This is a genomic window from Staphylococcus sp. Mo2-1, assembly GCF_046721385.1.
GTDB lineage: Bacteria > Bacillota > Bacilli > Staphylococcales > Staphylococcaceae > Staphylococcus > Staphylococcus equorum_A.
Map to the genome: position 1 here is coordinate 2,787,187 of NZ_JBEUUK010000001.1, position 26,096 is coordinate 2,813,282.

Below are 26,096 nucleotides of genomic sequence, written 5' to 3' on the forward strand. Positions count from 1 at the left end.
CTAGATAGATTAAGGGATTTTATTATGAAATATTATCTTGTTTTTTTAAACTTTTATTTCTAATTAAGATAAACAAGATATTAATGACACAGGCTAAGATACCAACCATAATGACATAATTAGATCCTAGTGTAGTGATAAATATACCACCAATAAATGTACCAATCGTGGTTCCTGAATTTACAGCTGATAAAAATATACCATTGGAAAGATCTGGTGCATCAGGAGCAGATGAAGTAATTACGTATTGTGTGATATTTGCAGAAATTCCAGCTAATGTACCCCAAAATATTGAAATGATAGCCATTGGGATAAGGAAAGAGCCTAAGCCAAACATTGATATATATATAATAATTAACGCAAACGGTAGTAGAAAAATTGCTGTTTGTGGAATAGAAGTTAATAGTTTTCCCGCAATAATATTTCCTAAAATGTTGGATACACCATATAGGAATAAAATTATGGATACATAGTGACTAGGCGCTTCTGTCACAATATTTAAGTAATCGGTTAAGTAACTGTAAACACCAAATATAGCAACATTAAATAGTATAGAAATGATGATGGACATCCATGTTAAAGGACGTTTTAATACACTAAGTTGTGTGCCGTAAGTCACAGATTTTTTTGTTGGCATTTTAGGTATAAAGATTAATGTTAAAATCAAAACGATTATATTAACCAGTGCAAAAAATGATAAAGCGATAGACAAGTTGAATTGAGTTGCTAAGAAATTAACGATAGGTACACCTACAACCATGCCTGCAGAAACACCAATAAATACGCGAGCTACAGCCTTAGGTGCATCTTTAGAATTGACCGAATCAGACGCGACTGAAAAAGCTAAGGCGATATATACTGGGTGGAAAATGGCTGGAATTACTCTAGCAATTAATAAAATAGTAAAACTTGTAGTGAATACTGAAATGATATTACTGATAATAAAAATTAAAAGCACAATAATCATTACTTTTTTTCTTTCCAATTTAGATAATAATAAAGGCATAATTGGACCTGATATTGCTATGCCAATAGCAAAAATGGAGACGAGCCAACCTCGCAGTTGAAGTGCTAACACCAAAACGTTCAGCAATTTGAGGTATTAATCCTATGAAACCCATCTCAGTATTTAAGATACCAAAAACACCAATAGTTAAAATGAGTATAATTAATTTATTGTTTTTCACTATGTACCTCCTACAAAACTTTTATAATAAAAGTGTAAAGGGTATAAGTAGTTATAACAAATACTTAATTGTAATTATTAGATATGCTTAAAATGCATAATGAGGAGAAATGTAATGGAATTAAAAACCCTATATTATTTTGTCACGATTGCAAAAGAAGAGAGTATAACACGTGTCGCTAACACATTGCACATTACACAACCAACTTTATCTAGACAAATTAAAGATTTGGAAAGTGAACTAGGTGTCAAACTTTTAAAAGAAGCAACCACAGTATCTATATTACAGATGAAGGGCTGTTACTAAAAAAGAGAGCTGAAGAATTATTAGAAATGTCTCAACAAATACAAGAAGAATTTAAATTTATTGATAAAAACATTGAAGGTAATGTCTATATAGGTTGTGGTGAAACTAAAGGAATGCAAGTAATAGCTAATGTTTTTAAAAATATTCAATCAATGTATCCTGATATTCATTTTCATATATATAGTGGTAATGCAGAAGATATTGAGAGTCGGTTAGATAAAGGATTGTTGGATTTTGGGGTATTTATTCAACCAACAAACTTAAATAAGTATAAAGCATTAAATTTACCGTCTTCAGATCATTGGGGGGTGGTAGCTAAAAGTGATAGTACCTTAGCACAGCAAAATTTTGTAACTAAGGAGGATTTATTAACGCAACCGTTAATTTGTTCCAGACAAGTTTTAGATACAACGATTTCTAAAAATGAATTTGCAGATTGGTTTGGTAGTAGTTTTGAAGCACTGAATATTGTAGGTACTTTCAATTTAGCATATAACGCTGGATTAATGGTCAAATCTGGCATAGGGTATGTCATCACTTTGGATAGTATTATCAATACTTCTATTGAAAACAAACTTAGCTTTGTACCTCTAAAACCGAAATTAATAGCAAAACATAATATGGTATGGCGCAAAGACCATACTTTTTCTAAGGCAAGCACAACTTTTTTTAGAAAAAGCGACGGAAATTTGTCAGTAACATATTAGGATTTGAACCAAATTATTTTTCGTTTAATTGACGCATATATAGTGAATATGATTTTGAAAGAGGAAAATAAAAAGTGTGGAATTTTTTAAAATGAAGTAATTGATATACATCATATACACATTTTTCAACTTGATCACTCATTATAATATAGAGGGCTACTGTGATGGTAAGCATGTTTCGAAAAATGATTAAAACAAGATACACTAGTTTGCTATTTGAAGCTATAAGTCATTTCAAAAACTGAAAAGCACTTACTATCATGAATAACTTAAGATGAGTTATATGTAAACATTCCTTTTAAAAATTCATATTACAAGGAATGTTTTTTGCAGTTTAATATCGACTTGTAGTTAGAACTTAACTTAGTTTCTTACAACATCGATGCTTGTATTGATGATGAATAGAACAAGCAATGTAAGCGTAAATGCGCCTATAAATGCTGTGATTAAGAAATACATACTTGGTGCTATTAATAAAGATGTGCCTATAAATGCGCCTAACACACCTGAAATCAGACTGACAATGACAGTGGGAATTGAGTTACTCGTTAACCAAAGCGATAAACTGATGCCTACAATAGCACCTACGATTAGTGTAAGAATGATACTCATCAAAATCCCTCCAGTAGGTTATGATTTACGTCCAGTGTAACACCTATTTATAGACAATCTAGTACGAAGGCTTATAGTATTATTACACTTGTCAGTTAACTAACAAGTGTACAACCACTTTTGTAATGAAATGCTTGAGCTATTAGTGGTAATGTGAATAATAGGTTAAAAATAAAAGGGGAAAAGGAAATAACTCTAATTATTTAGCGATATTATAAAAAGATTCTTGAAAGTTAAACTTTTAACGAATAACTTTCGTATGTTTATTGAATACATATGTAAATATACATATAGGATAGGTATTTCTAGATACTGAATTTAAACTAAGGAGGGGACGGCATGATAGATGAAAATGATCTTTATAGATCAATAATCGATAAAAAGGACAGCGAGAGTTTAGAAATCCTATATGATCGATATGAGTCATTGTTATTTAATTTGGCTTATAAAATCACAAAAGATGTTCAATCTAGTGAAGAAGTTTTGCAAGATGTTTTCATGAAAATTTGGAATCAAAAAGCTATATTCAAACCAAATAAAGGGAAAATGTCGACTTGGCTTATTACGTTATGCCGTAATAAATCTATTGATATGTTAAGAAAGAATAAACATATTGAAAATGAGTTTGATGAGGATTTTCAAGGAATACAAAATGATCATCTACCAGAATATGACTTATTGGATAAGGAAGTGTCTGAAGAAATTAAAAAAATGATTTCACTTTTAAATAAAGACCAACAAAAGATTATTTATTTGTTTTATTATAAAGGTTTGAGTCAGCAAGAAATTGCTGATAAACTACAAACTCCACTGGGCACTGTTAAGAGTAGAATGAGGCTGTCAATTAAGCATTTGAACGATTATTCCAAAAAACATTTAAGAAGGGAGCGTGGAGAAAATGAAAGATAATAAAGTTGATAAACTATATGATTATTTCAATGACAATCTGAGCGAAAGTGAAAAAGAGCAAGTTGAACAAGAATTAGATTTGTCATCTGAAAGCCATGAGACTTTAGAAGACCTAAACGTTCTTCACGATTCACTTCCTTATAGTAATAAAGAAATTGAACCGCCAACAGGTATGAAGAAAAGAATTTTAACGTCAGTGCTAGATGAAGAAAACAATTCAAACGAAGAAGCAGAAAAAGAACAACAAGAAGATGAACTTGATACAACAAGTGCAAATAATAATCATGAAAATCAACAAATAGCGCATTTTTCAAAACACAAAAAGAAAAAATCTAAAAGTGTTATTACCAAGCGTGTATCGATAGGCGTTATAGTAGCGCTATTGTTCTTATCTATTATAGGTAATGGCGTGCAATACTTTGGATATAAGGCATCTCAAAACCAATCAGCTTCTATGATTAATACGAATGATGCGAAAGCAATAAACTTAAAGTCCATGTCTGGGGACGAAGTGCAAGGGCAAGCCTATCTGTCTGACTCTAGTAGTACAAAAGATAGAAAATTAATGGTTGAAGCCAATGATATTGAAGCAACAAAAGGTAATGAAGTTTATCAAGTGTGGATATTAAAAGGCGAGCAAGCACACCCTGCAGGCACGTTTGCGAGTGCGAATGATAAAGGTATGGTTGTTTTTGACTTAAGTAATGTAGATGTTGATAAAGAAGATAAAATAGCAATTACACTAGAACCATCACCTAATAATAAGCAACCTAAAGGACAAATGATTATGTCTAGTAATGAAATTTAACTAGGTTTTAATTTAGAAAAAATGATTTTGAAAGGATCACAAATTAATGTGATCCTTTTCTTTGGTTTATACGTATACTTTATAATTACTTTTTTAATATGCATATTTAAGTATTATAAAATAAACGATAAATGTTGGGTGAATATAATGAAAATAACTGTTGAAGACATATTATTAACAATTGGAGAAAATATAGTTAAGCGTTCATTAAGCGTAAAAGTGAAGACAGATAAGACCTGTAAAAAAATTACGTCAATGTATCAAGATATTCAGCAAGATACAATATTTATGTTGAAGCGTTCGGACAATACGGTTTATTATGCGGAACGTGCAAATGAAATGAAACCATTGATAATGATTACAGATGCGTCTCCGTCTACATTTAAAGATTTCGAATTTAATATGCCCGTTATTTATATCAATGATTTTCCTGAAGTGGCTAATCAATTAGTGAAGTTATACTATGAAGGCGCCATTGACGCTTTAAATTTTATTGCAGTGACGGGCACAAACGGTAAAACAACAACCTGTCATATGATTGGGAATTTATTAACACAGTTAGGTAAAAAAGTAGCTATCATTGGTACGATGGGCGTGTTCGATAGTCATTATAACAAAATGAAATTTAACCATACGACGCAAACGACGCCGATGTATTTTGAAATGGGAGAAATCATAGATTATTTTTATCGTGAAAATTATGATTATATTGTTTATGAAGCAACCTCTATTGCTTTAGAACAAAGGCGCATAGACTTCATTCAAAATGAGTTAGCAGTATTTACTAACTTTAGTCCGGAACATCTTGAATATCATGGCACAATGGAAAAATATTTAAATGCTAAGTTAAAATTGAATGATTTAAGTAAGGTGAATTTAGTGAATTGGGACACGCTTGAATATAGAACCATAGCAAAAGATGATTTATATTTTTCAAATCAAGAAGAAACATATTATCAATATCATGCGAAAAATAATCATATTGATATTGTCATCGATGGAGTAAAGTATCGTGTTCATCCTACTTTTCAGGGAGGCCATAACTACATTAATTTAGCGACGAGTATGTTTGCATTGCATAAAATAGGTTTTGATATTGAAGACATTATTCAAGCGACTCATGTAATTGGTTCACCTTTACATCGTTTTCAAATTATTAATATAGGTGCATATACGATTATTTTAGATTTTGCGCATACAGCTTTAGCAGTTAGAGAATCAGTAAACAATGCTTTAGACTATACAGACAGTATAGGTAAAAAATTAAATACGATGATTACTGGTATAGGCTTAAGAGGTTTTGATAAAATTGCTTTGACTGTCGATGAGCTTCCTGATGGGGTGCATAAGTTGATGTTGGTCGCAGAGCAAGTAGGGTATGTAGATCCTAAACTTATCATCAAATTTATGAATCAACATTTACCTGATTGTTATAAAAAGCGTGTTGTTTTAAATGGATGTTCGAGAAAAGAAGGTATACGAGAGCTGCTATATGCCACAGATAGCAATAATGAGGTTATCCTACTTACTGGCATTAATGAACCACAGAACTTTAAAGGGAGTAAGTATGAACACGATGACCAATCATATATAGAGGAAATACTACAAATGGATGTTATTTAACTGAATTGGCTGTGTTGTTGCGTACACTTTCTATGGGCACATCCTCACCTTGTAGTCTTTGGTGAGTGTTTTTTCCATTGGAGTCGGTCTTATAAACTGCTATCATTTCGTAATTATTAATATAACCACATTATAATTTATTATATAAAGCACAAAAAAGGACCTATAATCAGGTCCTTTTTGTTATTGCTTATTAACTTATCATCACTTTCATTAAAAAGCCTTGTTCGTCGAAGTGTGCTGTATACATACCATGATTTGTTTTATAAGTTATATATGAGCCGTTTTCTGTTTGTCCTTCGTCAGACATGTGGTTAGACATATGTGCTTTTTTGAACATTGCTTTGCTTACTGTATCTGCTTTAGTATTAAAAGTGATATTAACGACTTGACCATCTTTATTCATATCAACCATTGTGTCATTCACTTTTTTGCTTGTAGCTACATCTTTATCGTTTGTTGCAGTGTTAACTTTGTATCCGTCAATCATTACATTATCGTATTTTAATGCTCTTACAAAATCATAATCTTGAGTAAAATGGCCATCATATGTTGTGTAGCCTGTGTAATTATAATATGGCATCATAGCTTCTTCCATGTTACCCTTCATCATATTACCTTGCATGTCGTTCATGCCTTGATCCATGGCCATATCGTTGTGATTCATATTGCCTTGCATGTCGTTCATGCCTTGATCCATGGCCATATCGTTGTGATTCATATTACCTTGCATGTCGTTCATGCCTTGATCCATGGCCATATCGTTGTGATTCATATTGCCTTGCATGTCGTTCATGCCTTGATCCATAGCCATATCGTTGTGATTCATATTACCTTGCATGTCGTTCATGCCTTGATCCATGTCCATATCGTTGTGATTCATATTACCTTGCATGTCGTTCATGCCTTGATCCATAGCCATATCGTTTTCCATTGGCATGGCTTGTTGTTGCATATTGTTGTTCATGTTATTTTCTTGAGGATTCATTGTATCTGCATGTGCAGTGTTATTTCCAATTACGCCATTTCCTGCTCCTACTAAAAATCCTGTAGTCGCGACTGTTGATGATAATACTAATAATTTTTTATTCATAATGCTTCACCCCTATTTTAAAATTTTAAAGTAATTCATGTTGTCTAACCTTAATTCTTATGAGATTTTATCTACCAAATTAAATCCCAAATAAGCTTACACAACTAGCCCCCTTTTTTAATTTCACTCAATAAATATACGTTTTCTTTTTAGATAGAGTTCACATTTTACAAAGTTTCTTCTGATTATTTTTAAAACGCTCTATTTATTCAATCTACTTACTGCTCTAAAGTATTGTCATAGAGCTGTATAACAAAAAAACGGTTAATCATAACAAAAAGTTATAATTAACCGTTACTTTTTCCCTAGTGAAGAATGCGATGGTAAGTGTGCCGCTTCATTATAATTTAAAATTGTGGCTTGCTCGTTCGTTAGTTTAAGTGTACTTAGACTGCCATTAGACAATCTCGGCGAATCAGTGCTAATTTCTCCATTAGAATAGTAAGAAAATACTGCTTTAATAAATGCGCCATGAGAAACAATTAGGATTTTTTGATCTTTGTATTGTTCTATAAGTGAATTTATCCCATTAAGAAAGCGATTTGTTACGAGGTGTGCTTGTTCTTTGTTTGGGTAAAGTCGATCGGGATATAACGCTGTACGTTCTTCTGTTGATAATCCCTCAGCATCACCGAATGAAATTTCAATAAAAGCCTCCATTTCTATTAAAGGTATAGTAAGTTGTTGCTGAATAATTTCAGCTGTCTTTTTTGCTCTCGCTAATGGGCTCGTGATGATAATATCCCATTCTGAATGATTTAGAAATTGGTCGCATGCTTCTGCTTGTTTAATGCCTGTATGGTTTAAAGGTACGTCTGTACGACCTTGTAATTTCCCTGCTGTATTCCAATCTGTTTCTCCGTGTCTGATAAAACAAATTTCCGTCATTGATATCAACCTTTATTGTAGTTTTTTTAATTTGAAATCATATCATTACTCCATGTATCTTATAGATTAGTTTCTCATGTATCTATCAATTTTACAAAAGTAGTTTTGCAATTAAAAATTTAGCATCTTTAAATTTACTCAGTATTGTAGTAACGTAATTAGCAATAGTATAAATAGGTCACTATAATATTTTTTATTAATTAGGTAAATTGAATGATATGGAATATATAAAACTTTAAAATTAATTTATTGTAGAAAGGTGGTATAAGATGTCGGAACTTTATCGTACACACAGAATTAATGAGCATTGGGGCGTCATTATAGCTATTGTTTTTATCGCCTCTACCTTAAGAGCACCACTTACTTCTGTAGGTCCTGTAGTCGAAGAGATTAAACAGGTGATGGAAATTGGTAATAGTGTAACGGGTATTTTGACTACGATACCACTGATTATCTTTGCGATTGTATCGCCACTCGTATCTAAAGTTACGTCACGCTTAACGATGTCGCGGACGATATTTTATTCTACGATATTATTGATTATTGCGCTGCTTTTACGTATCGTCGGTGATTTTAATCTGTTTATTATAGGAACGTTATTGTTGGGTATTGCGATTGCATTTGGAAATGTCGTCTTGCCAAGTTATGTTAAATGGTATTTTCCAATGCAAATTGGATTAGCAACAGGTATTTATAGCGGAACGATGAATTTCACGGCGGGTTTAGGTGGGGGACTAAGCTTCCCCTTATCTGAAATGTCACCTATAGGATTCAGATTGTCCTTATCATTTTGGATTATCTTTGGTGTCATTGCTTTATTACTGTGGATACCCAAAGCGCGTACTGGCGCCAAATTGGAGCAAGAGACAGTGGACCAATCGAAACTAGAGCCTTCTAAAAAAGTGAATGTTGTAAAGTCTAAATTAGCGTGGATGGTCGCATTGACGATGGGATTTCAGTCGATGGTGTTCTATACGATGGTGGCATGGGTGCCTTCAATTCTCATAGATAGAGGGTTAGAACCAACCACAGCAGGCTATCTATTAATGTTAAATCAATTCTCTCAAGTTCCTATGACTTTTATATTTCCGATTGTTGCTTCTAAGTTGAAAGACCAACGCATTTTAGTCGTGATTATTACAGTATTATTCTTAATCGGATTTAGTCTGTTCTTTACACAATCGCTCGTGTTGCTAATCATCGGTATTGTGATTGCAGGTTTAGCGATGGGCGCATGTTTCAGTTTGTGTATGACATTCTTCTCGATTCGTGCACATACAAGTGAGGGTAGTATTTCTCTCTCAGGGTTTGGACAATCTGTCGGTTATTTAATTGCCGCAATTGGACCATTCCTAATTGGTTATCTATATGATGCGACTGGAAGTTGGAATTCAGGTATTGTTGCATTAATCATTATGTCGATTTTAATCTTTATTTTTGGCTATCCAGCCGCTAAAAATAAAGTGGTTGAAGATGAGACGTAATAAAATTCGGAAAATAAATGATAAAAAACGCAGTCGTTTGAGTTAAAAAAGCGACTGCGTTTTTATATTAGCTTAAAGTAGCATTTTCAATAAAAATTATTCGTGTTCATGTATTGCTGTTTGTATTGCTTGAGCAAAGTCATACATTGCAAAGCTCCAATTACTTTGATCTTGCCTAGAATTCATGGTTAGATCTTGGTTGTTAAAGAAGGATTGTCGTAGTCCAGTCGTTAATTCTAACTGTACACCTGCACCTTGATTATTTTTATTGGCTATATTTTCATCAGCTTCACCTTCTAAATGACTAGGTGATGTTTGTACATCAAATTCTTTAAGCTCTAATTGTTCTTCAATAGACGCTTTTAAAGCATCATCTTTGCCACCAATATAAACGATAGGCGCTTCGCCATTTGCACCATGAATCATGACGGAATTTGATACTTGTTGTTGCATATCTTCTATTATAGGTTCATCAAAGTTAACTGAAGTTACATGTAAACTTGCGTTGTTTGTTGAACGAATGCCTTGGAAGCTATAGTAATTATAAGCCCCTTTGGTAGCAGTTAGTTTTGCTACTTCAGTAGTTCCAGGTTCGATATTACCGCCATGTATTGTCGCAATAAGTGCGTTGCTTTGGTTGTTGTTATAGTTGAGCTCCCAGTCGCCACCTTCTTCAGTGTCCTCCATAAGTTCAGTCATTGACGTGTATAAATCATCGGCATAAATTGCTTTAGGGGATAAAGTTAGAAAAAAGCAAAAAGTAAAAAAACATAGAGTAGAAAATGTGGTGATTTTTAAAAATGAGGTGACTCTTTGATTAGAACTATACATACGACAACTCCTATTGATATTAAATCATATTTTATAAATATAATATTAGCATACAATTGTAAATGCTATAAAACATTTATAAAATTAAAAATATATGTTGGGTTGTAAAAAGTAAAAGTTCATTGTACAATAATTGTTCGTGCCCACGGGCATGATAACTAGAGGCAGGTCTGTAACATGCCCTTGGGCATGTTAACAGACTTCCTCTTAGTTACGAGCTGCCTTTTGGTGGCTCGTTATTTTTTTTGAGTGTAAAATATGTTACAATGCAAATCCTGCCTCTTAAATAGAATAACGGAGGTTTACAATTATGATAAATATTATTTCAGCGATTGGCTCACTTGGTACATTTATAATGGCACTGTTTTACTTTATCTCAGTCAGTGTGCAACTGTACCAAATGAAAATCAGTTTTTTACCGGCGCTCGGTTTTAATCAAATACTGATTACTAGAGACCATGATGAATTAAACTTAAGAAATACTGCTATTGATAGTGATGAAGACCAAGACTTTTTGAAATTATATAACTTAGGTGGCGGTGCTGCTAAAAATATAAAAATCGAAATCTATCTTGGTAATCAAGACATCTTACAAACAAAATATGTTAATATTTTACCTAGTAAAGAAGGTTATTTGTTACCGATTAATAAAGACGTTTATTCAGAAATTGAAAGCACAATTAAGAATAATGGTTATGAATCTGATTTAAATGTGAGGATAACTTACAAGCATAATGTAAGTAGAAAAACACAAGAAATACATTTAAACGGTAAAATTGATACTTTTAATGCGTATGATGAAAAATCAATATATGAATTACAATTCTTTAACATGAACGAATAACTAAAAACTAAGAGAAGTTATAAATGTTAATAATTCATTAAAATATCCCCTTCAAAATTAACACGTAAGCGTGTTGGATTTTGAAGGGGATATTTATTTTTAAAAAGAGTGATAGTTTATATGCTTTGTACGCATTATGAATTTGAATTACAATAAATGGTGAATCTAAATTTTGGAGTGACAAAAGATGATAAATGTTAAGGCACCAAACCCAATATTTTTGGAGAATAATGAAGCGGAACGGGCTATATTATTATTACATTCATTCACGGGTACGGTAAGAGATGTAAAATTATTAGCTACTAAATTACATAAAGCGGGTTTCACATGTTATGTTCCCGCATACAAAGGTCATGGTTTAATGTTAGACACGTTGATGGACTATGATATTGAAGATTGGTGGCAAGATGTATTAGATGGTTATCAATTTTTACAGGATAAAGGGTATTCAAGTATTGGTGTCTGCGGTATCTCATTAGGTGGTATATTATCACTCAAATTGGCAGAGCATCAACCTATAGATGCAATAGCTATTATGTCTACACCATATAGAAAAAGTGATGCTTGGTCTCTCAGGTAGATTGACCTATTATGGTCAACGTATGGGAGAGTTGGTTGGTTTAGAACAATCGGAGGTAGCACAACAAATTAAAAATATTGAGCGTTATGGAGCAGGACTTAATCAGTTTCAAATCGTAGTTGAAGATGTGATGTCAAAATTAGACCGAATCACTGCTCCCATTACTATCAAATATGGTGAACAAGACGATGATGCTTATGAAACGAGTGCGCGCTATATCTATGATCATATTACGCATGAACAAAAAGAAGTGCAAGGTTATGCGCCATGCAAACATTTAATGACTTATGGTGAAGGCCATATAGAAGTAGAACAAGATGTGATTGCATTTTTCGAAGATTATTAACTTTTAAGCATGAGAAATGTTTGAGATATAAGCTTTCAGATAATTAAAATAATGGTTTCTACTGAAATATAGTAGAAACCATTATTTTATATCTTTGACTATGAAATAAATGTTAAGTTCTCCAAAATGTAGAGCAATCAGCTTTATCATCGATGTTGAATTGAATCATGTCTTTTAACAATGTGTAATCGACCTCTTGAGTCCATTTTATTCGAAATAAATTGTTCGTTTGTGAGTAACCAGCGGCATCGATACGTTCGCTAAATTCAGTCATGCATTTCGCTTCAGGTGCAATTGAAAAGTGCTGTTTTGCTTTACTAAAGCCGAGAATAAAAGTACCGTGATCTGTGAACATAGGCTGGTTCCATTTTATGGTTGTCTCAAGATTAGAAAATGTTTCTGAAATCCAATTAAAAATCTCAGTCATTGTTTTTTTGTGTTTATCATTATCTATAGTTTGTAAAAATTCATTGAAATTATCCATGTAACATCCCATCCCCTTTTAAAAATATAACTAAAATAAATTTCTTTGCATAATATCCATTTTAGCAAAACTACTTATGACAAGCCATTATACAGTGAAATAAGGAAAGTCTAGACAACGAAATCAAATTTATAACGATTTTGCTGGTTTGTTTTTTAAGAAAAAATCTATTATTAATCCAATGATAAGTAAGACTATAAAGGGTATGAGCCAACTTAATTGAATATCAGAGAGTGGTAACACTTGATATAACGCATTCAGTGGTTGGAATAATTTGAAATCATTGAGTATCTGTAACACCGAAATAATTAAAGTCACGATAGTAGGAATGATAAACGCAAATTTCATTTCAAATGGAATGAAAATACTTACTAATGAAATAAGCACCAATACAATAGATGTTGGATATATAAACGTTAACAACGGTACTGCAATTTGTAATATCAGTTCTAAACCTAACGTTGAAACTAAAAAGCCCAATAATGAAAAGATAAGTACGAAAATTTTATATGATATTTTCGGTAATTTTTTCATCGCAAAGGCCGCACATGCGTTTACTAATCCAACACAAGTAGTTAAGCAAGCTAATATAACGATGACCCCAAATAACAGATTGCCGAATGAACCGAATACACGTAACGAATTAAATGTTAAGATGCCAGTGCCATCTTTAAAGCCAGCTTGAGTGGTTGTAGCACCTACATAAGCCAGTGCAAAATAAATGACTAATAATAAAATAGCAGAGATCAAACCAGCTTTAATTACGTTTTTAACGAGTGTTTTTTGATCGGTGATGCCATTCATTTTGAAGCTTTGCACAATCACAACAGAAAAGGCTAGCGCAACCACAAGATCCATTGTAAAGTACCCCTCTAAAATACCTGATACGAGTGGAGTTTGTGCATAATCACCACTTGCTTGGCCAATTGAACCTTCTGGATTTATGATTACTAGGATACATAAAATAGCTATAATAAGTATTAAAATTGGCGTCAGATATTTACCTAAATTATCTATAATACGATTTGGATATAATGCGATAAAATAAACAATTAGGAAAAATATGACTGAAAATACGATTAATGTAAAATGGTTATGTACTGGTAAAACATGATTTGTTCCAATTTCGTACGCAACATTTGCGAGCACGTGGGATACCATATAATGCCCCGATAGATAAATAAATGAAGATCGCAAAGATTGTCCCGAAAATAGGGTGGACTTTGTTCCCGATACTTTCAACGCCGCCATTCATATAAGCAACGACGATTACTGTAAGATAAGGCAATAAGATGCCTGTTATAGCGAATCCAGTCATAGCAACCCACATATTTTCTTGAGCTGTATAACCTAACATAGGTGGAAATATTAAATTTCCTGCTCCAAAGAAAAATGAGAATAACATTAGACCAGAAATTAAGATGAGGCTGTTCATTTCTAATACCTCGATTTAAAGGAAATTTACTTGCACAAAACACAAGCAACTTTAACATATATTACTTGTTAATTCAATGAGATGTCAGATAATTTTCAATATTAAAAGTATTGTGTTTTATAAACGTCATAAAATGTTCAATGTAACAGAACGCTTTCATGTTTTGTCTTAGGTTACATAGTGCGCACTATTCAATGAAATTTATATTGAGACAATTACTGAAAAATGTTATAGTAATTGCTATGTTACTAAAACGCTTTAACGCAATGAAGTTTTCTAAAACACAAAGGATGTAAAATTATGAGTAAACAATCACAATGGAAGTCGTCGACGGGCTTCATTTTAGCAAGTGCGGGATCTGCTATAGGACTAGGAGCAATGTGGAAATTTCCATATATGGCTGGTATATATGGCGGGGGCGCATTTTTATTAATGTTTTTAATATTTACGATAGTTGTCGGACTGCCCTTATTAATGATGGAATTTACTGTTGGTAAGATGGGGAAGACTTATACAACTGTAATTTATGAAAAGTTAACAAAGAAAAAATGGCTGAACGTTATCGGATGGAACGGTAATTTAGCTGTATTCATACTATTTGGGTTTTATAGTGTGATAGGCGGTTGGATTATCATCTATATATTTAATGTTGCGCTTCAAATATTAACCCTTAACGGTGGTCAATTAGGAAATATACAGTTTGAATCTATTATTAGTAATCCTTTCTTAACGATTACTGGGCAAGGCATCTTTATATTGTTAACGATGTTTATTGTGATGATGGGCGTTGAAAAAGGTTTAGAAAAAGCCTCTAAGTTTATGATGCCACTATTATTTATCTTTTTAATTGTTATTGTTATCAAATCGTTAACACTTGAAGGGTCATTTGAAGGTTTAAAATATATTTTACAACCACGTCTAGAAGAAATTTCTATGGAGGGTGTCTTATTTGCACTTGGGCAATCCTTCTTCACATTATCATTAGGGACGACGGGCATGATTACGTACGCGAGTTATGCTTCAAAAGAGATGACGATTAAGACTTCGGCGATTTCTATTGTAGCAATGAATATACTGGTTTCAATTTTGGCAGGTTTAGCTATATTTCCTGCAATTTCAGCATTCGGCTACAGCCCAACAGAAGGGCCTGGGTTACTATTTAAAGTATTACCAAAAGTATTTGATCAAATGGCATATGGACAAGGATTTTACCTAATCTTTTTAATCTTATTCTTATTTGCAGCACTTACTTCTTCAATTTCACTATTAGAATTGAACGTTTCGAACTTCACAAAAAATGATAATGCAAAACGTAAGCCAGTTGCATTTTATGTAAGTATATTAGTGTTCGCAATCAGTATTCCAACAACACTATCGTTTGGAAGTTTAGGTCATATACAATTTGCCGCAGGTACTATTTTTGATAATATGGACTTTTTAGTTTCGAATATATTAATGCCACTGGGAGCATTAGGAACAACACTAGTTGTTGGTCAATTATTAGATAAAAATGATTTGAAAGCACATTTTGGTAAAGATAAACTCAGATTATTTATACCTTGGTATTACCTAATTAAATTTATTTTACCTGTAGTAATTATTTTGATTTTTGTAGTGCAATTCATATAAAAATTTAATATGACTCAGTTAACACTACCAATAAGGGCCTGATATTTAATTAAATATCAGGCCCTTAAAGCAATTTTAGAGATTATTTGCCAGTGAATAAACCGATAATTTTTTTGATGATATCAATGATAAAGCTCATATAACTCACCTCGCTTTGTTTTGTTATTTTCACTTTAATATAATTGTACTTAATTTTGTTTATAATTTCTTAAATAGTAACAAATTATTCGTAAGTGTGAATAATTTGAAAAATAAAACGACAACGCATGCAAAAGTGTTTTTCACGATTCTTTTTTAAAAAATATCCGAAAATAAAAAGCATTACCATAGAGAACAGGATAAATGTTCATTATGATAATGCTTTAGTTAAAATGGATAGAAACGTTTTAATATATTAGTCTGTGATAGCGCCTTTAGAAGCAGAAGACACGAGTTTAGCATATTTTGCGAGTGTGCCTCGTGTAGCTTTTGATGGTGGCGCCTGCCATTGCTGACTACGACGTTCAAGTTCTTCATCTGATACATCAAAGCTTATTTCAAGATTTTCAGCATCGATTGTAACTGTGTCGTTTTCTTCTAATAAGGCCATTGGTCCACCTACCATTGATTCAGGAGCGAGCATGTCCGATTACGAGACCATGCGAACCACCTGAGAAGCGGCCATCTGTGACTAAAGCAACAGATTCGCCTAATCCTTTACCTACTAAAATAGATGATGCGGATAACATTTCAGGCATGCCAGGTGCACCTTTAGGGCCAGCATAACGGATAACTACGACGTCGCCAGGTTTAATATCGTCATTAAGAATCGCTTTTGTCGCTTTAGATTCAGAATCGAATACACGTGCGTGTCCTTTAATATAAGTTACACTTAATCCTGAAATTTTAGCAACTGCGCCTTCTGGTGCAAGATTACCTTTTAATATAACAAGTGGTCCAGTTGCATGTTTAGGCTTATCAAAGTTAATAATTTCTTTATTATCAGTTAAGCCAGGTTCGTTTTCTAAGTTTTCGGCAACAGTTTTACCAGTTACTGTTAAGCAGTCGCCATGGATTAAGCCATTGTCATAAAGTAATTTCATTACTCCAGGAATACCACCTGCTTCATCAAGATGTGCCATAACGTATTTACCGCTTGGTCTTAAGTCAGCAATGTGTGGTACGCGTTTACGAATTTTTTCAAAATCGTCAAGTGTCAGATCTACTTCAATCGTATGTGCAATAGCTAATAAATGTAAAATAGCATTTGTAGAACCACCTAGGGCCATAACGACTGTGATTGCATTTTCAAACGCTTCTTTTGTCATGATGTCTTTAGGATAAATATCTTGTTCTAATAATTTATAAACTGCTTTTCCGGCAGCTCTACTATCTTTCATTTTGTTTGTCGATACAGCTGGATGAGAGGCACTTCCAGGTAAACTCATGCCCATCGCTTCTATAGCTGAAGACATAGTATTTGCAGTGAACATACCACCACAAGCGCCCGCGCCAGGACATGCCGCACATTCTACTTTATGTAATGCTTCTTTGTCGATTTCTCCATTATTGTACTGACCTACGCCTTCAAATGCTGAAACGGCATCTAAATCTTTGCCATCTAATTTACCAGGCATAATCGTGCCACCAAATACGAAAACAGCAGGTAAGTTAAGACGTGCAATGCCGATCATACAACCAGGCATATTCTTATCACAGCCACCGATTGCCACAACGCCATCTAAATTCTCGGCGCTTACTACAGATTCGATTGAATCAGCAATAACTTCACGACTTGGTAGTGAGAAACGCATGCCATCTGTACCCATGGAAATACCGTCAGAGACAGTGATGGTGTTGAAAATAAGTGGTGAGGCACCGACTTCACTAATGCCTTGTTTAGATGCACGCGCTAAACCATCAATGTGCATGTTACATGGTGTTACTTCACTCCATGTACTTGCTACACCAATCATCGGTTTTTTAAAATCTTCATCTTCAAAGCCAAGTGCACGTAGATAGGAACGGTTAGGTGTACGACTTACACCTTCACTAATGACTTTGCTCGCGGATACGCAAATCTTTTTTCTCTTCTGTATGTTCTGTTTCTTTAGTCAAAAAATTACCTCCATTAATAAGTCTATATTGTATGAATACTCTGAAAATTTAAAATAATCAAATGTTTTGTTCACTAAAAATATTTAATCCGTTTTTTAATGTAACCTGCATAGAAGTGTAAAATAGTTATGAATTTAAAATCACAGTGCTACATAGGGCTGTTGAGCCATTCGTAAAGCACTTTTTTTAAAATCATACTATATATGCTAAGTAAATTGAAAAGTGGTATTGAATATACACAGTATCGGTATATTTCCCTCATGTCAATATTAAAATGATTTATACAAATTATCATAACACCTATGATATGAAAGCGACATGTGAATACTAAGTATTTATGAAACTACAACATTTTAAGGTGGAGACACAAATTACATGACGCTTTCCACAAAACAGTCTGTTTGTCTGAAGTAGATTAAGTCGGCTAAAATAGTATTGTATAAACAATAGACTATCGTGTTAGAAGGGGTAACGGTAAATGACAAACTTTAAACGATTGGAAACGTACTTAAATATTAATTCTGATTATTACAATAAAGTCGATTTAGAGACGTTGAATCATTATATTCACCAATATGTACTACATGTGCCGTTTGAAAATATTAATGTTCAAAATAAGCAACCCATCGCACTAGATGATGAAACGATGCTTCATAAAATCATTCGAGCGCATAGAGGTGGTTTTTGTTATGAACAAAATAGATTGTTTCATAGCTTTTTAAAGGAAAAAGGTTTTGACGTTTATATGATTTCTGCAACTATTAATACAGGTGAAGGATGGGCAATGGAAGGGTCTCATATGGCTTTGATTGTACGTTTAAATCAGCATAAATATCTGATCGATGTTGGTTATGCGGATGTACCTAAAAAAGCGATGCCACTTATTAAGAATCAAAATGAAGTGAGCGATGTAAATGGTACATTTCAAGTGATACATATTGATGCGGATACGATTGAAATGCAAAAGTATAAAACAGATGATTGGGAAACACAATATAGAGCAATTGATATATCTAAAACGCTCAAAGATTTTGCGGCGGGAATTGAATTTAATCAGCATCATTCAGACTCTATTTTTGTTCGAAAATTATTGGTTAGCAAAGCCAAAACATACGGCAGAGTTACATTGTCTAATGCACATTTAACGATATCAAAAAATGGAGAAGTTCAAAAAATTCCAGTAACCCAAAATAATTATCAAGCTTTACTAAGTGATTACTTTGGGATAGACGATATTCGGATTCAAACATTTGAACAGCATTAAATGAATTGATAATCATGAAGGCGTTTATATTACGAGTAGTTCTTGTTTGTAATATGAATGTCATACAAATAATATACTCACGCCCAACTTTAAGCTGTATAATAATATAGTGAGCAATGAATGATAAAATGTAAAAAGAAATATTGGGAGGTTTACATAAGTGCGTAAAAAAATAATTGCAACTGTAATAGGTACAAGCGCGATAGCGGCTGTAACTTCAGTAAATGCTGATGCTCGCAACAACTTATAAAGTTAAGAGTGGGGACTCTCTGTGGTCAATAGCAAATAAATATGATATTTCAATTTCAAAATTGAAATCGTTGAATAATTTGACGTCTAACGTTATTTTTCCTAACCAAACATTGAAAGTTTCTGGTTCAACAAGTACATCAACGAATACATCATCAGGATCAACATATACAGTAAAATCTGGAGACACGTTATCAGGTATCGCCGCTAAACACGGTACGACTTACCAAAAAATCATGAACTTAAATAATTTATCAAATACTAACATTTATCCAGGACAGAAGTTGAAGGTATCGGGAACAGCTTCAACTGGTGGTTCAAGTTCATCAGGTGGGACGAGCAGTGGTAGTACAACGACATATACAGTGAAATCAGGCGATTCTTTATCAGCAATCGCCGCAAGATATGGCACGACTTACCAAAAAATCATGAGTTTAAATGGTTTATCAAATACTAATATTTATCCAGGACAGAAGTTGAAAGTTTCAGGGACAGCTTCAACTGGTGGATCAGGTTCATCAGGGTCTACAGGTTATAACACACCGATATTTAATCATTCCAATTTGTATGACTGGGGCCAATGCACATGGCACGTATTTAACAAACGTGCACAAATTGGTAAAGGCATTAGTACATATTGGTGGAATGCTAATAGTTGGGATACTGGCGCAGCAGCTGATGGTTATACAGTTGACCATAAGGCAACAGTGGGCTCTATTTTACAATCTGATCAAGGTTATTATGGTCATGTTGCATTCGTAGAATCTGTTAATTCTAACGGTAGTATTACTATTTCAGAAATGAATTACGGTGCATCACCAGGTATTGTAACTTACAGAACGATTCCTGCATCACAAGTAAGTTCATATAAATATATTCACTAATTTGAAAAGTGCTTCTGATGTATTTTAAAACGAATACGTTAGAAGCATTTTTATGTTGTTTTTTAAAAAAATTGCCAACAGAGCGCGTGTCCCTGTTGGCAGATTGATTTTATAGTAATTAGTTGTGAAAAGGTTTTTCCTAAAGAAAATGAGAGATTATGCTTCTTTACGTATAGATTGTACACGTTTAGCAGTCGTGAATAATGTGCTAGTCGCTGTGAAAGTTGAAAAAACTTTAACGAATTTACGCGGTGATTTTAATGCTGTATAAAAATCGAGTACCGCACCCGCACTTGTGATTGCCATGCTAGCGTAAAGTAATTTTTTGTTTTTTGATTGATAGGCGTACCAGTTGAAACCTTCTACGGCAATACCTACAAAATTGATTGTATTAGAAATGCGATTAATGCTTGGTTTTTTAGCCATTTTTATTGTATCCTCCATTTTGAAAGTGAATATATTGTTCAATATTATAACATTTTATGAGTTGATTGTTATGTTCCACACTGTGATGTTGCTCTAAATGAGATGTTCTCGAATAATAAAATATGATAACATAAGCGCAGTTAGTTTGAAAATGGTACGATTATTTCCGTATAAATAAAAAATTGAAATACGTTTGGAGTGCGTAGTTATGATTAAATGTGTTTGTTTAGTTGTTGAAGAAAATGACGAATTACTACTAGTACAAGCTAGAGATAGAGAGAAATATTATTTTCCAGGCGGTAAAATAGATGGTGATGAAACTTATAAGCAAGCATTACAGAGAGAGTTGAAAGAGGAACTGCAAGTTGATGTATCGGAAAACTCGCTCATTTATATGGACACAGTTATTGGAGATGCTTATCCACAGCACAATGAGCAGACAGAACTGAATTGTTTTTATACAACAGAACAAATAGATTGGTCTAATGTTGCAACTGACCAAGAAATTACAGATGTAAAATGGATTCATAAGCTAGAGTTCAATAAAATCGCACCTGCAGTAGTGACTTGGATAAATGAACAATTAGAAAATATATTTATGATTCCATATCGTGCAGAACTTGTTTCAGATATTGAAAAAATCACAATTACGTCAGGAGACCATCAATTTACTAAAACGCCAAAAGTGAATATTGAACTTGCGCAACGCGACTCGGAACGTCATCCTGTACTCGTATATAACGATGAGCAACAATGTATAGGCTTTTTTACACTCCATGAAGGTGCGGGTGTAGCGCCTTATTCATTAAATAAAAATGCAATGTTTTTTAGGTCTTTTAGTGTAGATGCACATTATCGAGGACGTGGTTATGGAAAACAAATTATTCAAGCGTTGCCAGAATATATACATCGCCACTTTCCTAATATCGATGAAATTTGCCTGGCGGTCAATGATAATAATGAAGTAGCTCAAAAATTATATCGACAGTGTCATTATAACGAAGTAGGTGAAACCTTATTAGAAGGTAGACCTGTTTATATCTTACAGCAACAAATATAATCAACTTAAAAATGCGTCATGTAAGTTAACATACAATGTTAATTTATATGACGCATTTTTGCTATTCATTTTGACCGGGGGTATGATTTTGATCAAAGGAGTGATTTAGATGAATATGAATGATACTTTATTTTTATTTTTGTGTACGTTACTTGTATGGTTAATGACGCCAGGGTTGAGTTTGTTTTATGGTGGGCTTGTACAATCTAAAAATGTGTTGAATACAGTTATGCAAAGTATGTCTGCGATTGTTGTTGTGACATTCGCGTGGGTTATTTTAGGTTTTAGCTTAAGCTTTGGTCCAGGAAATACTATTATAGGAGACTTTACATACTTGGGGTTAAAACAAGTTGGCTTTAATACACAAGATGATATTGCTACGCATATTCCTATAGCGCTTTTTATGCTGTTTCAATTAATGTTTTGTACCATTGCTGTATCGATTTTGTCAGGATCAATTGCAGAAAAAATGAAGTTTATACCCTATTTAATTTTTGTATTTTTATGGGTTCTTTTAGTTTACAGTCCAGTTGCACATTGGGTATGGGGAGGTGGTCTGGATTCATAAATTAGGTGCGATAGATTATGCAGGGGGTACAGTAGTTCATATTACATCAGGAGTATCAGGACTAGTATTGGCCTTGATGATAGGTGCAGGGAAAAATTTTGATAAACGACCACCTCATAATCTTATTATTACGCTAGTAGGTGGCATATTAGTATGGGTTGGTTGGTATGGGTTTAACGTGGGAAGCGCATTAACATTCAATGATATTGCTATGACTTCTTTTGTAAATACTGTTTTAGCGACAAGTGCAGGTTCGTTGGGATGGTTGCTTATAGAGTACATTATGAAAAAAACAACAAGTTTGATTGGTATGTTATCAGGAATGTTAGCCGGTTTAGTAGCAATTACGCCTTCTGCCGGATTTGTAGACTATATGAGTGCAATAGCGATTGCATTGATTGGTGGCGTTAGTTGTTATTTTGCAATTAATTATATTAAAGTGAAACTAAAATATAATGATGCATTGGATGCTTTTGGTATACATGGTATCGGTGGTATTATCGGTGCAATTTTAACAGGTGTCTTTCAATCTCATAAAGTGAATGATGAAATAGTAAATGGATTACTTTTTGGTGGCAATTTACAAACTGTTTGGGCACAATTGATTGCAGTTTTTGTAACAGTTGTTTTTAGCGGTTGCTTAACGTTTTTAATTGCAAAAGGAATAACATTATTTAGTGCTTTAGGCACAGACAAAGTTGAAGAAGTAAATGGATTGGATTATGTTGTTCATGGAGAACGTGCTTATTTCAGTGGAGAGTTAAATAAATTTAATAAGCTGCCTTAATGGATTGAAGAAAAAATAAGTCAAAACCACTCATCTAATATTTAATACAAGATGAGTGGTTTTGTTTATTTATACGTATGCTTTATAGGTAATTTCATTTTTTGTTCCTTTTTGATTAATAGCGAGGACAGCCAAGCCGTAATAGGGATGCTTATCGCAATCGCAATACCGCCTAATAAAATAGAGATAAATTCTTGAGCGAATATTTTAGAATTAATGATATGACCAAAGGAATAATTTAATTTGAAAAACCAGAAAAATAATGTGAGTTGGCCTCCAAAATAAGCGAGATAAATTGTATTAGCTGATGTGGCTAAGATTTCTCTGCCTACACGCATTCCTGAATAAAATAGTTCTTTTTGAGTTAAATCAGGGTTGGTCTCACTTAATTCATACATGGGTGAACTAATTGTAATAGCTAAATCAATGACAGCGACTATGACTGCAAGGACTATGGTGAAGACCATGAATTTAACCATGTCTATACCGATATTCATAGAGAAAATGTACGTTTCATCTTGTTGCTCAGTTGTGAAACCTTGTAGGTTACCGATAGATACAGAAAAGTAGATGGCTGCAATCAAGATGACTGTTGTTAGAATCGTTGCGTAAAAAGCTGCCTGTGTCTTGGTATTATAACTATTAAGTACAAATAGATTACACGCCGCGATAACGATACAAAAAATTAAGGTTACAAGATAAACCGGTGCGCCAAACATAATGATAATCAAGCTTATTAATAGGATGACAAAGTTTAAGAATAATGTCAGATAAGAGATGAGCCCTTTTTTACCACCAAAAATAAGCATGAGTATGAACAGTATAATACCTAAAATTGTTATTGCACTCATTGTTTAGCACCTCGCATTTTGAACCATACTTGCATCAATAATATTGTAATAGGAATTGTTAAGACGATACCAATACCGCCTGTAATTGCCCGGGAAATTTCTAATGACCAATTCATAGAGATTGTGTAGGTAATGGTATTTGCATTTTTTAAATAAATAAGTAACATCGGTAAGCTTCCAGATAAATAAGAGAAGAGTAAAATGTTGGTCATCGTCCCCATAATATCTTGGCCAATATTTCGTCCGGCAAGTGCCCAACGCGTCATACTAATATGAGGTGTTCGACGTAGGATTTCAGTCATCCCGCTTGCAATTGTAATGGCGACATCCATTACTGCACCAAGTGACCCAATCATTACCGATGCGAGAAAGACTTCTTTAGGTGGTAATGTTAAGAAACTCATCGTTTCAAATTTTAATCCTTCGCCACCAGTCATTTGAATTACTAATTGTGTTAACCCAACGCATATAAATGTACCAAGCAAGGTACTAACAATAGTAATGAGTGTGCGCCATTGCCAACCCGTAACTAGCAATAAGGTTAATGTAGTAGATATGATAACTCCGATACTCATTAGACTGAATAAAGTCATAATATGGAATTGGTTATAAATATAAATCGCTAGAATGACGACGGCTGTGTTAATTGCCAAAGATAAAATGGATTGAAGTCCGATTTTCCTGCCTACAAGAAGTACCGTTAATAAAAATAAACCTGTCACGGCTACTACGAGGCTATCACGCTTTTTCTCTAATATATATGCGTCATTTGGATGTTTATCGATATGTAGTAAGACTTTATTATTTTTAGAAAATTTTTCACTATCTGCTTGAGATTCATAATATTCATGTGGAATCGTTGCAGTTTGACCTTCAAATTTTCCGTTTAAAATTGTAAGTTTCAATGTTTCTGTATGTTTTATATCTTTATTATGATGGTCATCTGTGGTTTTAGATGTAGATTTATTTTCAATATTTGTAATTTGACCAATAGGTGTATCGTAAAACTTAGCGTTTACAAATGTGAAAATAAACAACCCAATAAATATGATGCAAAACAACAATAATACCCAATTGAAAGGGCGTTTGATTAGTGTTTTGATTGGCATCGCTCTAATTCAATCCTCTCTTTATAGACAATGCGATTATACGCGTCTCATATGTTGAATTCAACGATTTATAGGTTTGCGTATGAATTTTGAATTAGTGATACGTTGTACTACGACTCAACAATTGATCGATCATTGAAAGCATTAAGCGAATGTCGTTTTTACGATTATCTTGGCGCATCACACTACAAATTGTGCGTTTTAGCTCTGTATGTCCGAGAGAGATGTCCACCCATTTATCAGGGTTCTTCTCTAGTAGGTGATAGGAAGTCATGATAATATATCCACGCTCTTTATTTAAAATGTATTGTGCGAGTTGTGGATGGGTAATGGTACGTATTGGTTTTACTACAATATTGGCTAATATTTGCTTGATATGCGGAGGTAACGGATAAAGTTCGTAAATTATTTTGTCTGAGAACTGTACTAGAGGCGGGTGAGTTGCCATAGTAATTGGTGCGTCTTTAGGGGCGTAGACGTGGTAGTTTTCCTCGAACAAAGCATTTACTTTTAGTTCGCGATTTTGTTTGATGTCATTTGATAAATCGGTAAATGCAATATCGATTTGATCAGTGGTTAAAGCATTTAAAATTTCACTTTCTTCCATTAGAATAGGTTCGACAATTGAATCGCTCTGATTTTCAAAAGATTGTATTAATAGCGTGAGTACTTGTGAGATATAACTTTCAACATAACCGATACGAATAATAAAATGATTGGATTCTGATTGTTTATGAAATAGACGGACAGTTTCGTCGAATTGATCTATAATTTTAGTTGCTTCTGAAAATAATTGCTTCCCTTCATCGGTAAGATAAATATTGCGGCCTTCTCTATTAAATAATTTAACTTGTAATTCTTTTTCGAGTTGCGTAATTTGACGACTTATTGCAGATTGTGCGATTTCTAATTCAAGTGCGGCTTCTGATAAATGCTCTCTTTTTGCGACTTCTATAAAGTATTTTAGTTGTTTGATTTCCATTGTATCCCCCAAATTCAAAAACATTCTAATAATTAGAATAATATCATCTATTT

19 protein-coding genes and 6 pseudogenes are annotated in these 26,096 nt (G+C 33.4%); 13 read left to right on the plus strand and 12 right to left on the minus strand.

Annotated features, from left to right (window positions below; translation table 11 throughout):
* Positions 1 to 22: 22 nt before the first annotated feature.
* Positions 23 to 1,187 (minus strand): annotated as a pseudogene (locus ABLV95_RS14195) (MFS transporter).
* Positions 1,188 to 1,301: 114 nt separating this feature from the next.
* Between ABLV95_RS14195 and ABLV95_RS14200 the strand changes: the two are divergent.
* Both ABLV95_RS14200 and ABLV95_RS14205 read left to right on the plus strand, forming a co-directional pair.
* The gene (locus ABLV95_RS14200; protein WP_460876028.1) at positions 1,302 to 1,493 is read left to right on the plus strand and encodes a LysR family transcriptional regulator; all 192 of its coding nucleotides are present in this window, start codon (positions 1,302 to 1,304) and stop codon (positions 1,491 to 1,493) included.
* A 26-nt stretch (positions 1,494 to 1,519) separates the two neighbouring features.
* Positions 1,520 to 2,200 (plus strand): LysR family transcriptional regulator substrate-binding protein, encoded by a 681-nt coding sequence (locus ABLV95_RS14205; protein WP_460876030.1) that lies wholly within the window; start codon positions 1,520 to 1,522, stop codon positions 2,198 to 2,200.
* 363 nt (positions 2,201 to 2,563) lie between these two features.
* Here the strand turns inward: ABLV95_RS14205 and ABLV95_RS14210 are convergent, their stop codons facing one another.
* The gene (locus tag ABLV95_RS14210; protein WP_069832198.1) at positions 2,564 to 2,812 is read right to left on the minus strand and encodes a hypothetical protein; all 249 of its coding nucleotides are present in this window, start codon (positions 2,810 to 2,812) and stop codon (positions 2,564 to 2,566) included.
* Positions 2,813 to 3,151: 339 nt separating this feature from the next.
* On the opposite strand from ABLV95_RS14210, the gene ABLV95_RS14215 reads away from it, so the two are divergent.
* From ABLV95_RS14215 to ABLV95_RS14225, 3 genes are all read left to right on the plus strand, one after another.
* On the plus strand, positions 3,152 to 3,721 hold the full coding sequence (locus ABLV95_RS14215; protein ID WP_069816724.1) for an RNA polymerase sigma factor: 570 nt from the start codon (positions 3,152 to 3,154) through the stop codon (positions 3,719 to 3,721).
* On the plus strand, positions 3,711 to 4,529 hold the full coding sequence (locus tag ABLV95_RS14220; protein ID WP_069816727.1) for an anti-sigma factor: 819 nt from the start codon (positions 3,711 to 3,713) through the stop codon (positions 4,527 to 4,529). The genes ABLV95_RS14215 and ABLV95_RS14220 overlap by 11 nt, the downstream gene beginning before the upstream one ends.
* A 147-nt stretch (positions 4,530 to 4,676) precedes the next feature.
* Entirely contained in the window at positions 4,677 to 6,152 is a 1,476-nt protein-coding gene (locus ABLV95_RS14225; RefSeq protein ID WP_460876032.1) for a Mur ligase family protein, read from the plus strand.
* Positions 6,153 to 6,345: 193 nt separating this feature from the next.
* On the opposite strand, the gene isaB is transcribed toward ABLV95_RS14225, so the two are convergent.
* Both isaB and ABLV95_RS14235 read right to left on the minus strand, forming a co-directional pair.
* On the minus strand, positions 6,346 to 7,245 hold the full coding sequence (isaB, locus tag ABLV95_RS14230) for an immunodominant staphylococcal antigen IsaB family protein (RefSeq protein WP_460872301.1): 900 nt from the start codon (positions 7,243 to 7,245) through the stop codon (positions 6,346 to 6,348).
* 294 nt (positions 7,246 to 7,539) lie between these two features.
* On the minus strand, positions 7,540 to 8,133 hold the full coding sequence (locus tag ABLV95_RS14235; RefSeq protein WP_460872302.1) for a histidine phosphatase family protein: 594 nt from the start codon (positions 8,131 to 8,133) through the stop codon (positions 7,540 to 7,542).
* Positions 8,134 to 8,402: 269 nt separating this feature from the next.
* Between ABLV95_RS14235 and ABLV95_RS14240 the strand changes: the two genes are divergently transcribed.
* On the plus strand, positions 8,403 to 9,617 hold the full coding sequence (locus ABLV95_RS14240; protein ID WP_460872303.1) for a CynX/NimT family MFS transporter: 1,215 nt from the start codon (positions 8,403 to 8,405) through the stop codon (positions 9,615 to 9,617).
* Between the two features lie 96 nt (positions 9,618 to 9,713).
* Here the strand turns inward: ABLV95_RS14240 and ABLV95_RS14245 are convergent, their stop codons facing one another.
* Positions 9,714 to 10,316, minus strand: a complete 603-nt coding sequence (locus ABLV95_RS14245; protein ID WP_460876034.1) for a poly-gamma-glutamate hydrolase family protein — start codon at positions 10,314 to 10,316, stop codon at positions 9,714 to 9,716.
* A gap of 442 nt (positions 10,317 to 10,758) precedes the next feature.
* On the opposite strand from ABLV95_RS14245, the gene ABLV95_RS14250 reads away from it, so the two are divergent.
* Positions 10,759 to 11,292 carry a hypothetical protein gene (locus ABLV95_RS14250; RefSeq protein ID WP_069816739.1) on the plus strand — a complete coding sequence of 178 codons (534 nt, stop codon included), beginning with the start codon at positions 10,759 to 10,761 and terminating at the stop codon, positions 11,290 to 11,292.
* Between the two features lie 187 nt (positions 11,293 to 11,479).
* Positions 11,480 to 12,218: pseudogene (locus ABLV95_RS14255) on the plus strand (alpha/beta hydrolase).
* Between the two features lie 112 nt (positions 12,219 to 12,330).
* On the opposite strand, the gene ABLV95_RS14260 reads toward ABLV95_RS14255, so the two are convergent.
* Both ABLV95_RS14260 and brnQ read right to left on the minus strand, forming a co-directional pair.
* A complete protein-coding gene (locus ABLV95_RS14260; protein WP_427705531.1) occupies positions 12,331 to 12,702 on the minus strand; it encodes an iron chaperone in 372 nt (123 codons plus the stop codon).
* A 129-nt stretch (positions 12,703 to 12,831) separates the two neighbouring features.
* Positions 12,832 to 14,137 (minus strand): annotated as a pseudogene (brnQ, locus tag ABLV95_RS14265) (branched-chain amino acid transport system II carrier protein).
* Between the two features lie 297 nt (positions 14,138 to 14,434).
* Between brnQ and ABLV95_RS14270 the strand changes: the two are divergent.
* Positions 14,435 to 15,766: a sodium-dependent transporter gene (locus ABLV95_RS14270; RefSeq protein ID WP_460876760.1), complete on the plus strand. Its 1,332-nt coding sequence runs from the start codon at positions 14,435 to 14,437 to the stop codon at positions 15,764 to 15,766.
* Between the two features lie 394 nt (positions 15,767 to 16,160).
* Here ABLV95_RS14270 and ilvD read toward each other — a convergent pair.
* Positions 16,161 to 17,863: pseudogene (gene ilvD, locus ABLV95_RS14275) on the minus strand (dihydroxy-acid dehydratase).
* A 478-nt stretch (positions 17,864 to 18,341) separates the two neighbouring features.
* On the opposite strand from ilvD, the gene ABLV95_RS14280 reads away from it, so the two are divergent.
* Together ABLV95_RS14280 and ABLV95_RS14285 are read left to right on the plus strand one after the other, a co-directional pair.
* Positions 18,342 to 19,127 carry an arylamine N-acetyltransferase family protein gene (locus ABLV95_RS14280; RefSeq protein ID WP_427705525.1) on the plus strand — a complete coding sequence of 262 codons (786 nt, stop codon included), beginning with the start codon at positions 18,342 to 18,344 and terminating at the stop codon, positions 19,125 to 19,127.
* A 160-nt stretch (positions 19,128 to 19,287) separates the two neighbouring features.
* A pseudogene (locus ABLV95_RS14285) lies at positions 19,288 to 20,260 on the plus strand (LysM peptidoglycan-binding domain-containing protein).
* Positions 20,261 to 20,416: 156 nt separating this feature from the next.
* Here ABLV95_RS14285 and ABLV95_RS14290 read toward each other — a convergent pair.
* Positions 20,417 to 20,686 carry a hypothetical protein gene (locus tag ABLV95_RS14290; protein ID WP_460872305.1) on the minus strand — a complete coding sequence of 90 codons (270 nt, stop codon included), beginning with the start codon at positions 20,684 to 20,686 and terminating at the stop codon, positions 20,417 to 20,419.
* 208 nt (positions 20,687 to 20,894) lie between these two features.
* On the opposite strand from ABLV95_RS14290, the gene ABLV95_RS14295 reads away from it, so the two are divergent.
* Both ABLV95_RS14295 and ABLV95_RS14300 read left to right on the plus strand, forming a co-directional pair.
* Complete coding sequence (locus ABLV95_RS14295) at positions 20,895 to 21,746, plus strand: GNAT family N-acetyltransferase (RefSeq protein WP_285324213.1); 852 nt, start codon at positions 20,895 to 20,897, stop codon at positions 21,744 to 21,746.
* 109 nt (positions 21,747 to 21,855) lie between these two features.
* Positions 21,856 to 23,101: pseudogene (locus tag ABLV95_RS14300) on the plus strand (ammonium transporter).
* A 65-nt stretch (positions 23,102 to 23,166) separates the two neighbouring features.
* Here the strand turns inward: ABLV95_RS14300 and ABLV95_RS14305 are convergent.
* The 3 genes from ABLV95_RS14305 to gltC form a co-directional block, all read right to left on the minus strand.
* The gene (locus tag ABLV95_RS14305) at positions 23,167 to 23,952 is read right to left on the minus strand and encodes a YibE/F family protein (RefSeq protein WP_460876037.1); all 786 of its coding nucleotides are present in this window, start codon (positions 23,950 to 23,952) and stop codon (positions 23,167 to 23,169) included.
* Positions 23,949 to 25,061 (minus strand): YibE/F family protein, encoded by a 1,113-nt coding sequence (locus ABLV95_RS14310; protein ID WP_069816764.1) that lies wholly within the window; start codon positions 25,059 to 25,061, stop codon positions 23,949 to 23,951. Before ABLV95_RS14310 ends, ABLV95_RS14305 begins: the two co-directional genes overlap by 4 nt.
* A 94-nt stretch (positions 25,062 to 25,155) precedes the next feature.
* Entirely contained in the window at positions 25,156 to 26,043 is an 888-nt protein-coding gene (gene gltC, locus ABLV95_RS14315; RefSeq protein WP_460876039.1) for a glutamate biosynthesis transcriptional regulator GltC, read from the minus strand.
* Positions 26,044 to 26,096: the final 53 nt, after the last annotated feature.